8 protein-coding genes are annotated in these 11,964 nt (G+C 58.6%); 2 read left to right on the forward strand and 6 right to left on the reverse strand.

Annotated features, from left to right (window positions below; genetic code table 11):
- Positions 1 to 20: 20 nt before the first annotated feature.
- From AB4Y87_RS12195 to AB4Y87_RS12205, 3 genes are read right to left on the reverse strand one after another with little or no spacing between them, the layout of a single operon-like run.
- Positions 21 to 1,751 carry a glycosyltransferase family 4 protein gene (locus AB4Y87_RS12195; protein ID WP_442004599.1) on the reverse strand — a complete coding sequence of 577 codons (1,731 nt, stop codon included), beginning with the start codon at positions 1,749 to 1,751 and terminating at the stop codon, positions 21 to 23.
- The gene (locus AB4Y87_RS12200; RefSeq protein WP_442004600.1) at positions 1,748 to 3,019 is read right to left on the reverse strand and encodes a glycosyltransferase family 4 protein; all 1,272 of its coding nucleotides are present in this window, start codon (positions 3,017 to 3,019) and stop codon (positions 1,748 to 1,750) included. The genes AB4Y87_RS12195 and AB4Y87_RS12200 overlap by 4 nt, the downstream gene beginning before the upstream one ends.
- 3 nt (positions 3,020 to 3,022) lie before the next feature.
- Complete coding sequence (locus tag AB4Y87_RS12205; RefSeq protein ID WP_442004601.1) at positions 3,023 to 3,580, reverse strand: hypothetical protein; 558 nt, start codon at positions 3,578 to 3,580, stop codon at positions 3,023 to 3,025.
- Between the two features lie 261 nt (positions 3,581 to 3,841).
- Between AB4Y87_RS12205 and AB4Y87_RS12210 the strand changes: the two genes are divergently transcribed.
- Complete coding sequence (locus AB4Y87_RS12210; protein WP_442004602.1) at positions 3,842 to 5,581, forward strand: DUF4434 domain-containing protein; 1,740 nt, start codon at positions 3,842 to 3,844, stop codon at positions 5,579 to 5,581.
- 16 nt (positions 5,582 to 5,597) lie between these two features.
- On the opposite strand, the gene AB4Y87_RS12215 is transcribed toward AB4Y87_RS12210, so the two are convergent.
- From AB4Y87_RS12215 to AB4Y87_RS12225, 3 genes are all read right to left on the reverse strand, one after another.
- A complete protein-coding gene (locus AB4Y87_RS12215) occupies positions 5,598 to 6,416 on the reverse strand; it encodes an acyltransferase (protein ID WP_442004603.1) in 819 nt (272 codons plus the stop codon).
- 25 nt (positions 6,417 to 6,441) lie between these two features.
- Entirely contained in the window at positions 6,442 to 8,244 is a 1,803-nt protein-coding gene (locus AB4Y87_RS12220; RefSeq protein WP_442004604.1) for a hypothetical protein, read from the reverse strand.
- 92 nt (positions 8,245 to 8,336) lie between these two features.
- On the reverse strand, positions 8,337 to 10,361 hold the full coding sequence (locus AB4Y87_RS12225; RefSeq protein WP_442004605.1) for a CDP-glycerol glycerophosphotransferase family protein: 2,025 nt from the start codon (positions 10,359 to 10,361) through the stop codon (positions 8,337 to 8,339).
- 318 nt (positions 10,362 to 10,679) lie between these two features.
- Between AB4Y87_RS12225 and AB4Y87_RS12230 the strand changes: the two genes are divergently transcribed.
- The gene (locus AB4Y87_RS12230) at positions 10,680 to 11,834 is read left to right on the forward strand and encodes an LCP family protein (RefSeq protein WP_442004606.1); all 1,155 of its coding nucleotides are present in this window, start codon (positions 10,680 to 10,682) and stop codon (positions 11,832 to 11,834) included.
- Positions 11,835 to 11,964: the final 130 nt, after the last annotated feature.

An 11,964-nucleotide genomic window follows, 5' to 3' on the forward strand; every position in this document is an offset into this window, starting at 1 on the left:
AGCTGACCCTCCTTACGTTGTTAGACGCCCAAATTTTCATAAGCCCGGATGTATGCCTGGGCATTTGCCTGCCACGTCCTCGTAGCCAATACTTCCTGCCTGCCAGCGGCGCCGAGCCGCTTCCGTAAACCTTCATCATCAAGCAATTCGTACAACACCTCAGCCAGTCCCCCGGGATCTTCAGCGTTGGCCACTCTGCCGTTTACGCCGTCGTGCACTATCTCCCGCAAGGCGTCCAGGTTGCTGGCCACCACGGGCCTGCCCGAAGCCAGAGCCTCCACAGGTTTGAGCGGCGTCACGGCCCGGGTAACAGCGAGGTCCTTGCGTGGAACCACAAAAATATCCAGCGCCAAGTGGTACAGGCGAGCCTGCTCCGGAGGGACACGCCCTGTGAAGATGGTCCGTTCCGAGAGTCCCAAGCGCCGGACTTGGTCCTGAAGCGCGGGCGCGGCGGTGCCGTCCCCAACCAAAACCAGCTTCAACTGTGGCAGTCGTGGCGCAAGCAGCGCAAATGCTGTGACCAGATCGTCAAGGCCCTCGTAGTCGACAAGGCTGCTTACTGTCCCGATATAGAGCTCGTTCGGGTCCAGCCCCAATGTCAGCCGCGCCTCGCCGTGATCGAGCGGTTCTTCCAGGTAAGCGCCGCCCACGGCATTGGGGCAAATCAGGATTTTGCTGTCCGGAACGCCCATGGCCACGATGTTGTGTTTCATGGATTCGCCGAGCGTCACCACAAGGTCAGCGCTCTGCATGACATCGGCTTCCCGCTCGGTAAAAAGCTTGTACCGTTCGCTCCGGCGAGCTTCCTCGCTACGCGTTGACGCCCACGTGTCAGCCAGTTGTCCACGGACTTCGTAGGCCCACGGGACATCCAGCGCGTTTGCGACTTCCCGGGCTACCAGGCCGTTGACGAAGTGGGTGGTGGTGTGGAGGACAGACGGCCTAAAATCACGGGCAAGGGACAAAATGCCTTCAGCCTGCTGCTGTAAGCGACCATGCGTGGACGGCTTCATGCGCGCCGGCAGGAGACGTTCGTAGCGCACGCCATCAACGACGTCATGCTGCCGCGCTGTCAATGCGCCGATTTGCACGGGGTAACCCAGGCGCGTTGCGGCCATTGCTTCCCAACCCGCGTCCTGCTGGGCTGTCAAGATCGAATGGCTGCGCCGGGCGTAACCGCTGCCGGTATGCGGGACAGAGTTCGTCAGAAGGTGCAGGACCCTACGCGGTTGCGGTTTCACTGCGGATGCAATCAGCGAGGGACGCCACCCCTGAAAGACGCGGACTTYGGACTCAAGCCGCTGCCGCTGTTTCGCCATGCCGCCCCGCTCGCCAGCGAGGTCGACGACGGCGCCACTCATGTCGCCGTCGTACCACTTGCGTCTGGCGAGCGTCGCCGGAGTCCGGGTCGCCCCTGCGGCGAGGGGCAGGAAGACATCCGCCCATGCTGGCTGCCCGGCAGCGATGGCTACTTCTGCGGTCTTGCGGGCGCGGTCGCCATCAAGACCGGCACGGACAGCATGCTCAAACCGACGGGTAAGTCCGGAGGTATCCCCCGCCACGTGGCTGGCCAGCAGGAAGAGGGGACGGGCGGAATTGGGCGCAAGCCTGGCCACGAAACGAGCCAGCGGTCTGGCGATCCTGTACGGGAGCCGGCGAAGGACTTGGAGGAACAAAACAAAGGGCGACTCAGTGAGGTGCTCTGACACTGTTCCCGCGGTCAGGGCAATGTTCTTGAGGAGTTGGATCACGCAGTCCCCCCAACATCCGCTGACTCCGGATTGACCAAGGAGGTTATTGAGTCCATGTATCGCAGGGCCAGCTGAGCGTAGTCGGCGTTGTCCCTGACCCAGTCGCGTCCGCTGGTGCCTGAGGCAAGCCGGCTTCGGTCCTCGGAAAGCTCCCGCCACAGCTGTGCTACTGCTTCTGCGTTCGCCGCGACGACGTCGCCTCCGCCCGCCTCAATGATGATGCGTTCCGCTTCACCCCGAACCACCGCCGTGACGTGCCTGCCGATGGCCAGAACCTCGTAGGTCTTGGACGGGACAGTGGTCTCGAACGATTTCCAGTCATCACGGAGGGACACGATGCACGTATCGGCCTCACGGTATTTGTCCATGACTGCTTGACCCTGCAATGAGGGGAAGAAGGTCACAGGCGCGTTGAGGTCGCGGGCCAATTTCACCAGTTGCGGCCGACTCGTGCCGTGACCCACCAGTGTGAGGTGGAATCCATCGCCCAGCAGCGCGCTTGCCCTGATGAGGATGTCCAGGCGCTGGCTCTTGCCGTGATTTCCGAGATACACGGCATGAAAGACGTCCCGTTCCAAGGCCGGAGGCTCAAGGAAAGGCATCGAGTTCAAATCAAGGCCGTTGCTCACGGTGACGACGTTCTTGATGCCGCGGTCCCGCAGCGTCTCGGCAAAGCCATCGGTGACCGTGACAACCAGGTCCGCCCGCTGCTGGACGAACTCGACCACACGCTCCACCAGGCTTTTGACGCTGCCTTGCACGATTCGGGCGTCGCGGGCCAGGTCCGGCCAGGCATCCCGCATCTCGACGATGAAAGGTACTCTACGAACTCGGGAAAGTACGTATCCAGTAGCCAGCGTCGGGAGGCTCGGAGCGGTGGCGAGAATCGCGTCGGGTTTCTTGCCCCCCAAACCTATCGGAACGGACATCACAGCGGAGAAGAGTTGGTCAACGAAACGTGCCAGCGGCGAGGTGCCAAGATGCCGAAGGTAGGGCACGCGCCTGATGTTTTCGCCGTGCGGGCCTTCCTGGTGGGCAAAAGCAAATCCGGCCTTTCGCCGGGGCAGATCCCGCTTGCCATTGGGATAGTGCGCGACGGGAGCAACGACGTCGACGTCCCAGCCTGCCTTCCGGAATTCCCGGGTCAGAGACAGCCAACGGCGCTGCGGCGGGCTGTGCTCCGGCCAATATGAGTGGGTGAGAAGCATTAGACGCAACGGCAATGCAGGATTTACGGCAGCCGCGTCCCTGGGGAGGGAGGTATCCATGGACTACTTGCCGTTGAGGCGGGGTCCGCGGATCCCCTTTGAGCGCAAGGCACGGAAGTACGCAAGGCCCAGCAGCAGCAACACCAAGACCGTCAGGCCCTGGACAAGGGGGTTGTTCTCCGCAACGGGGGCGAGTGCCACCTTCAAGGGACCTGTGATGTCTGCACTGACAACTGGCGGGGCGGCGGTTTTGGTCGGAGTCGGCGTGGGCGTTGCTTCGGCGGTGGCCGTTGTGGTCTCTGCTGGGACTTCAGGCTCCACAAAGAAGTTCTCAATGGCGACTTCAGTTGGGACAACAGGAGCGGGCGACGTGGCAGGAGGAGTCACAGCAGGCACTTCCGCGGGCGGAGCGACGGGCTCGACGACGGGCGGCACCACGGGTGCGGGAGCCGGCTCCTCGGTCGGTTGGGCAGGATCCGTCGGGATAGGTTCCAGAGTGGCCGGAGGCGAGGACGGCTGAATGACGGGCGGGATGATGACCGGGAAAGTCGGCTCGGGAGTAGGCGATGGATCAGCTGGCTGTTCCGTGTCTGTGCCAGGGTTGGTTACCGTGGTGGCCATGGCCGGCTGGGTCGCAAAAAACCCAAGAACAGCCATCAATATGACCACAAGTGCGGCTTGAACACGTCTGATTCCGGTGCCCAACTTTCCCCCCGTTGATATGTCGTACAGAACGCTATTAGCGTCCGTTGCAGCGCGTCCACCTGAATGGGGGTGGGCGAGGCCACCAACCGCAGGAGGGCAGCCCGGTTTAGTCTAGCGTATGGATAACAGTCATTTGATTCCGTAGGATCGTCTGCTGATGCCGACCTCAAGGAACTCATGACGCTCATTCGCGGAAGCCGTCCACGCATCAAAGTCCTCCTCGCGGCACTTGCGCTCATAGTCGGAGTCGGAGGAACCGCTTTGGTTGCGCCGAGCCCCAGCACGGAGGCGGAGCGGCCGGTTCGGGATCAACAGTCCCCTGTGGCCCCAAGGCAAACTCCCGCTGCCCAAGCGCCAAAAGCGGCAAGCTACCCGATTGGCGGCTATTTCGTTTTCGCCACCCCGAGTACTTCGAGGAACCTACAGAAGCTCAGCGAAATTAAGGCAGCGGGCGCCGACACCGTCATCACTTTTGGAACGTCCCTCGCGCCAGCTTCCTTGGCAACTCTTCCCAAGGAGTGTGTCATCGATGGAGCGAGCTGCGCCAAGGCTGCTGCAGGAACCCTGGAAGTCGACCGCTATTTCACCTACTCCGACGGAAGCGTATGGAGCAGCCAAGCCCTGAAGTGCCCCAAGGACCGCAGGATCACCAGCCAAGGCAAGGCATTCGTTGTGTTGGTCCTCCCTGCCCAAGGCAGCGGCTGCACGTCCGCGAACGGCAAGTACGACGTCGTAGTTGCAGGCGGTGGCACGGCGGGCGGCATGGATCCAGCAACTTCCCTGGCCCTCGCGGCCACGAAACTTGGCATGAAGTTCTATGCCGGCCTGCCTCTGCCGGTGAAGAGAACGGATACGCCGTACCTCCCGGATGTTTCCTATCAGGGGACTTTGGCGCTATTTACGGAGCGCTTCCTTCAGTATCAGGCTGCGGCAAACAACGTGAAGGGCCTGGCTGGCTTCTATCACAGCACAGAAATGCCCGTCACCGATGGCCACACTTTCGATCCCATTCTGGATCTGTACAGGATGCAGAACCAGGCCATCCATCGAATCTTCCCCACTCGCAGCGCCATCGTAAGTCCCTACCTTGACGCGCGGGTGAGCGCTTTCAGTATCAGCCTTACGGAGGCCCGAAACGGGATCCGAAGAATTGCCCAGACGGCCAGCGGACTGCTTCTGAACATCGCCATTCAAGACGGCATGGGAACCGGCAAGGGTGGAGCGTTTCAGTCGAACGAGGCGAACTCGGCAGTGGACCGCTATGCGCAAAGCATCGTGGGTAAGGGCTCGTGGAGCAGCAAGTACGTGGCACCTATTAGGGACTATTTCCTGGCAGCCGCTGCAGGCATTTCCGGAACGGGCGCCGTCCTGTGGGCAAATTTGGAGGGCATGGCTCCGGCCACAGCCTCCAACCCATGCGGTGACAGTCTCCGCGGACAGAGCTCCAAATCGAGGATAGACCGGCAGCTGCAACAGCTTTCCAACGCGCAGAAGATCATTTCCTTCATGTGGGATTCGTATTACACCTGCGTTGGTACGGGCGTTCCCCTCAAGGCCCAGGTGGAGTCCGGAATTGCAACGCCGATTATTACGGATGCAACTTTTGACGCATCCACCGGTCTGGTGCGGATAACAGGGTTCAATCTTTCAGGTGGCAACGCCCAAGTGAAGTGGACTACGGAAGGGGGGCAGCGCCTCCTGAAAACCGTGAAGCCCACAAGCACAAATACAGCCTACGGAGTCCAGAGCGGCATGAACCCGGAACTGGAAATGGTCCTCGTGAACGTGGGCAAAACAACCCTGGCTGCCGGTCGGTACTACACGGTCAATGTCACCAATCAATGGGGCAAGGAAAACGACGACTTCTATTCGCAACGCGTCTACACGGAGCAGGCTTCCCGGGGCGACACAGGCTAGCCCCGGGCCTAACCTGTCAGATGAAGAACCTGTTCTTCCACGTCATTTGGTCCAGCTTGTGGCACCAATCGGCCCGCTCGTGCCCAGAGGATGCCAAGTCCAACTGACCCTCCAGTTCTCCGATGTCCAGCACATTCTGATCACTCGTGTATATGAAATCGTCCCGAGGATGGGTGGAGCTTCGCTCAGTCTGTGCGAGCGTGTAAGCATGCACGGAAGGACGCGTCCAGAAGATGCCTTTGCCGACGACGCGGGCCGGGACACCGGCTGCCGTGGAGTTGGACGGGATGCTTTTGGTGACCAAGGCGCGGGCCGCCAGGATACTGCCGGAACCGATTCGTGCCCCTTTGAGCAGCAAGGTGTCCTCGCCAAGCCACACGTGGTCCCCAACCCATATGGAAGCACTGGGATTGATTCGCTGGTGGGTCAGCGCGGAAAAGACGAGATGTGGATCGGCCGTGCGGAGGACAACGCGGGATGCAAACATGGCATCGCTGCCAATGATGACGTTTTTGCGTTCCGTTGGCAGAAAATGAGCCTCCGCCGTGAATGATGCATCCGGGCCTAAATAGAACACTGATTCTTCAAAAACAGTGGCAATCGGCCGCAAGTATCGTTCTGAGCGGCGTAGGTGAATGACTGCGCCGTCGCCTAGGAACCGAAGCCTTGAATTACGCAACTTGACGCCGTCCTCCACGAACAGCACGTTTCCCGTCCCCGCAAACTCCACCGAGGAGCGGAGAAACTCCGATTCGGGTGTCTGATTCAAGTGAACGACGTTGTCCGTAATGGTGGAGACATCCGCGTAGGAGCGAATAGTTTGCGTTTGCCCCATCCTTCCTGAACCAGCCATAGAGGCGCTATCCAACATTTACCTGCACCTCATGCGGGGTCGATGCCTCATCCACTATGGCAACAACCGTGGAGGCCTTCCAGTCCACTGCCCCAAAGGTATCCGCGGCCTCATCAGGCGAGCCGGCATCATGAACCACGATCAACAGCTGTTCGGCTCTCGCGGCAATGACGAATCTCAAGGCAAGCAGGTCCGCCATAGCCCAGCCGTCCAGAGGCTCCACGACGGCAACATGCGAAGCCTTACGCTCCCCACGGTCAAAGGTCTCGCCGGACACCTCGAATTCGGCATCGCTCACGAAGTGGATCTCCATCGTGTCGCCCTTGATATCTGCGCTGTAGCTGCGATACCGAAAGCGGGCGAAATGGTCACCGTCAAGGACCACATAGGTCTGTGGATCCTTCGCATGCAGGCTCAGAGCAGATGCACTCATTGAGTGCTGCAGTTTATGTTTCGAATCCTGCATCAAAGAACCGGGCAGAGTGCCAGTCCACTGAGTTCCGTTGGCTTCGATAGCGACAACCGCTGAAAGATGCTGGACCGGATCGTAGGCCGGAAAGAGCTGTTGCTTTTCCGAAGTGAACTTCAGGAAGTCATAGGAATGTTCAGACATCGACTGCAGAAATCTTGTCTGGCCTATCCAACCTTCAATGAACCAGTTGGCGCGGGCAATTTTAGCGGCGGCAGAATCAACCCGAACCTGCACTTGAATGCCGTTCTCTTGGGGGAAGGAACGTACTTCCTCGGCACCAATGTCCCGTTGCTGCGGGCTGCCGAGGAACCCACGGATAATGCCTAACATGGCAGGCAACGCTGCCCGTGCCACGTCAGAGTGGACACCATCAATGCGGTATTTGGTGAGGTTCGGAACGTCTTGAACAAGCTCGATGAGTGAGTGGTTGCTGAGTTCATCGGAGTTGGTGTAAAAATAGTCGATTCTTCGTCCCTCGGCGAAGTATTGGCGCAGGCTGTCCTCCGGCTGCTGTACATCATGGAGTGCACGGTTCCGGAACAGGTTGTCGCGAAAGAACGGCTTGTTGAAGTAATACGGCAAATTCATTTGCGGCACGGCTAGCAGGAGCTGGGCGGACGGGAAGTCATTCGCATAGTGGATGGCTATGCTGCCGCCTTTGGAAGCTCCGAAGAACAGCATCTGTGCTGGGTCGATACCGAAGCGGGTCCGCAGTTCCTCGATAGCCTGCCAAACCCGGTCGTACAAAGGCCGGCCAGCGTTGTCCACCATCATGTACGAGCCTGCGGCAAGGTAGCGGTCCTGAAAACAGACCATAAGGGTGTCCTTCAGGTCGGCATCGGTAATCGCCTTGAGATAACTGACGGCGTACGAGATCCGTGAAGTTGATGGCCCGAATCCCGGGAAAGTTATGAAGAGCTTCTTGGGATTGATGGTGTTGCCCCGGAGCGAATAGTAGGTGTCCCCGTGCTGCTCCACGCCGTACTGGTGATCGTATTTCAGCTGCTGCGGAGTAGTGAAAGCACCGCGGCCAATCTTCAGCTCATAAGGCGCGTCGATGTCCAAGGTAAACCGCTTGGGATCCTTCGACGTGACAATGATGTTGCGATATTCAAGCGGGAAGCCGCGAGCTGGTGGTTCTATCTTGTTCCCATAGACCACTTGGCCGTCCTGGAGCAGCCTGAATCCCTTACCCCTATGCACTTGCCACTTTGCAATAGTCAGTTTTGCAAAGTAGGTTCCTTGCGGCAGATTTTCGGACGCCAACCGGCGAATGCTGCCTTCCAAACCTTTTGCCTTGATAAATCGCCGTGCTGGTGCGTTGGCTGGGGAGGCCATCAGTTTGCGGGCGAAGCCGGTGCCGGCATGAGAGTAGGCAGCATCGACCGCGATGCCTGTGATGGTGCGCTTTATGCCTCGGATCTTTCTCATTAGAGACTCAGCATCCTCTCAACGATTTTGGCATTGATTCTTTGGGGGTCCACTCCCTGGAAGAAGCGTTCGCGGCGGGCACTGAATAGTTCATGAGGCAGGAGATAGTGCTCTTGGACGATGTGATCGATCAGCTCACTATGCACCTCAAAGACCGGGCCCAAGCCATCATCGCGGTAGTCCACTCGGCCTTCGTAGGGTTGCTCATGGAAGAAGTCCGCTGCGTCCCAGTGGTAATAGGCAATTGGCGTGCCAATAAAGGCAGCATCGAGCACGGCCGAGCTGTAGTCCGTGAAGACCATCTCAGCCGATGCGATGGCTTCTCGATAGCTCAAATCAGTCCTAACAACGTTCTTGGAGAACCCGAATTGGCTGGCTCTCTTTTCCACGTTTGGGTGGAGTTTCACGTGGAGAGTCCGGCCAGTTTCTTCGAGGAACGCCAGTAGCTTTGGATCCGAGAGGACGGCGTCGATTGCACGGAAGTACTCCGACTGGGCGAACTGTTCGGTGGACACTTGGTGCAGATTGAATCGCCACGTTGGCATGAAGAGCAGGTGCTGAGGCTCATGGGCCGTTCGGGTCAGGGCCTCGAAGCGGGGCAGCCCTGAATTCAGGGTTTCGACAGGTGCAAGCTTGCCCAGATAGTCGGCTTCGAGTTGGCCGGTGGCCACGAACACGTCGAAGTATTTGGAGAGGATCCAGTCGGTCATGTCGTTCAACTGGATGCCGTGTTGCAGATACACAAAGCGGGAGTTCGCGAAGGACTTCCCTCGATATCTGATGTTGTAAATCTGGGACGAAACCACGAGGTCCGAGATGAGGAACTTTTCGTAGAACTCGGTGGTGAAGATCGGGATCAGTTTGAAGCCCTTTGTTTGCAGCCGTTCCCAGTCCGGCGATTTCGGATTCAACGCAAAGTACGCCTCCGTGAACTCCCCATGGTTCGCCCTGAAATATTCATACAGGTGCTCGGCATTGTCGTCTGCCTGCAGGGGCCTATCAAAGAAGATCATGGTTGAGCCGAGAGTGATGGGTCGGCTGTAGAAGTCGTAGCTGGCAGCCCGTGAATAGCCAGGCCGTAGATGTCGCGGCCGGTACGACTTCTCGATGACCACTGTGTCGCCGCCGAAGTGCAATTCGTAGAGGGGCGGCTGAGACCCTTCCGACGGCTGGCCTTCACTAAAAGACAAATATGAATCACTGTCGCTCAGCTGCTTGTAGAGGTGGCTATCGAATTCCGGGTCAGACAGCCAGCGAATCCAGGACGCCTCCACCGGCTGCAACGGTTCAACGAATCGGAGCAGCTCGACGAGACGGTAGGACTGGACCACGTCCCGGAGATTGGCCAAGGCGACCTGTGTCACCTTCCCAGCCCGCATGCCGCGAAGAAACAACGCAACATACCGCACGAGGTGAAGACGGACTTCCTTCGAGGCCGCTGGGATCGTTGGGACCAGCCGCGTGACGTCGTGCGCTATTTGCTGGCCAATGGCGGTTTTGGTGTCAGATGCGACTGAGAAGCCTGTAGCGAGAGGCTTTACCGTTCCGATGGACCAGTACAGACGGTAACTGAGATACAGGGCCGAGCGGTCGACGTCGCTAATTGCTTCCAACGCATCCCTTAGCCGACGAGTGTTGAAAACAACGCCGAATACGTCAGTATCCCGGGCGTAGCGATACGCGTCGTCGATCGTGGTGGCGGCTACATTGTTTGGAATGCCGCCTGTGTACATTACTGGTTCAGCAAGATAGACGGTTCGTGCCCGTAAGTACTCGAGCATCGTGGTCATGTACGACGCCGATAGCTGATGCGAGGTCTTCATAAACACCACGTATTTGGTCTCGATGGTCTCGCTGAGCCTGGTGATGCTATCCGCTGTTAACACTTCGCCAACCTCGAGGATGGAGAACTGGGTTTCGTACCTCAGCCTCGCGGCGATGAGTCGTCTGTACATCGCAGACTCGCGGTCAAGTAGACCCGGAGTCTCTAGGACGATCGTAAGCAGGGGTGATGAGTCGAGCATCCTGGTCCTCAGTGAGTCGATGGTGAAGGGACCTCAACCATGCGATCCCTACATGCCGATTTTTAGTTCAAGGAAAGAGTGGCCCCAATGGCCGAATCGTGTCGCTGGAATGCCCGGAAGAGTCCCGTGCCGGACAAATTGATTTGCAGCTATCACTTCGTGAACGCTTGCGACCGGAAATGAGCACTTCAGGGAAGATGGACAACACTCCCAGCCGGGCGGTGCAGCATACCTGGCACAATCCACCTTCAATTAGCAGTCACCCACGGAACCACAGTGCCTTCGACCTGCATATATTGAAATCGCCGTGGCCAGCTCATGAGTGTCGACAACGGCAACTACTCGTTGGCGCTTGATAGAATCATCACTGCTGACGCCGACACCAAGGAACACATGACGCTCCCGACTGATACTGAAAATGCCGAGACTAAGTCCCGCCCTCGACGTCAAAAGAGCCCAAAAAAGACTGCGCGAAATGTGTTAATTGGCTTTGCGGCCGTCGTCCTAATCGCGGGCCTGATTGGAGGCGGCTACCTTTACAACTTGGCACAGACCTTCAACTCGGGGACTACGAAGATCGAGTCAGCCTTCCCTGACGAGGCCACCCGGCCCCAAAAGACCGCGCCTGCCAATGGCGCCCCCGCGCCCATGAATATCCTCGTGATGGGCAGTGATACCCGCGGGTCCGACGAATTGGACGTGGACACTGCTGTAGCCACGGATCAGCGCGCTGACACACTGATGCTCGTCCACATTCCGGCCGACCGGAAAAACGTGTACGCCGTTTCCCTCATGCGTGACCTGTGGGTGAACATCCCAGGGAAGGGCGAGTCCAAGATTAACGCGGCGCTCGCTCTTGGCGGTGTCCCCCTGATGGTCCAGACTGTGGAGTCCCTCTTCCAGCAGCGGATCGATCACGTGGCAATGGTGGACTTCGAAGGTTTCAAGGGCCTCACCGATGCCTTGGGCGGCGTGGAAATAGACGTAAAGATCCCGTTCGCACCTGCATCTGGTCCGATGAACGGCCACTACTACGCAGCAGGCAAGCATACGCTGAACGGCGATGAAGCACTCGCCTTTGTCCGCGAACGTAAGTCATTCAGCGATGGCGATTATCAGCGCGTGCGAAACCAGCAGGCGTATATGAAGGCCATCATCAGCAAGACGATTGCACGCGAAACCCTGACGAACCCTGTGACCGTCAGCAGCATGGTGAGCGCCGTTTCACCCTTCGTTAGCGTCGATAAGAGCTTCGACGCCGCTGCTATCGGCAGCCTCGCATTGGGCCTGAAGGACATTAAGGTGAATGACACTGTGATGTTTACCCTGCCCACGCTCGGCACCGGCACCTCCGTGGACGGCCAATCGATTGTCGTCGCAGACACCACTGCCATCTCCGAGATCGCCGGCGCGCTCTCCAAGGATCAGCTAGGCACGTATGTCACCGCACACGCACTCGAAAAGGGAAACTAGTGCGTAGGTCTGGGCACAGATTTCCGGAGATTCCTTCAGCTTCATAAGGCACCTCCACCGAGTCCGCTCTGGGCACGAACTCGGCGGGATTACGTCAATACAGACGGAGATGGCTTTCCCCAGCGTTTCC

It is taken from the genome of Paenarthrobacter sp. RAF54_2 (assembly GCF_052113945.1).
In the GTDB taxonomy this organism is placed as follows: domain Bacteria; phylum Actinomycetota; class Actinomycetes; order Actinomycetales; family Micrococcaceae; genus Arthrobacter.

Excerpts from the sequence above, each read along its gene's own strand:
- AB4Y87_RS12215 (WP_442004603.1), bottom strand. The coding sequence starts at position 6,416 with ATGGGGCAAACGCAAACTATTCGCTCCTACGCGGATGTCTCCACCATT.
- AB4Y87_RS12210 (WP_442004602.1), top strand. The coding sequence starts at position 3,842 with ATGACGCTCATTCGCGGAAGCCGTCCACGCATCAAAGTCCTCCTCGCG.
- AB4Y87_RS12205 (WP_442004601.1), bottom strand. The coding sequence starts at position 3,580 with ATGGCCACCACGGTAACCAACCCTGGCACAGACACGGAACAGCCAGCT.
- AB4Y87_RS12220 (WP_442004604.1), bottom strand. The coding sequence starts at position 8,244 with ATGGCCTCCCCAGCCAACGCACCAGCACGGCGATTTATCAAGGCAAAA.
- AB4Y87_RS12200 (WP_442004600.1), bottom strand. The coding sequence starts at position 3,019 with ATGGATACCTCCCTCCCCAGGGACGCGGCTGCCGTAAATCCTGCATTG.
- AB4Y87_RS12230 (WP_442004606.1), top strand. The coding sequence starts at position 10,680 with ATGAGTGTCGACAACGGCAACTACTCGTTGGCGCTTGATAGAATCATC.
- AB4Y87_RS12225 (WP_442004605.1), bottom strand. The coding sequence starts at position 10,361 with ATGCTCGACTCATCACCCCTGCTTACGATCGTCCTAGAGACTCCGGGT.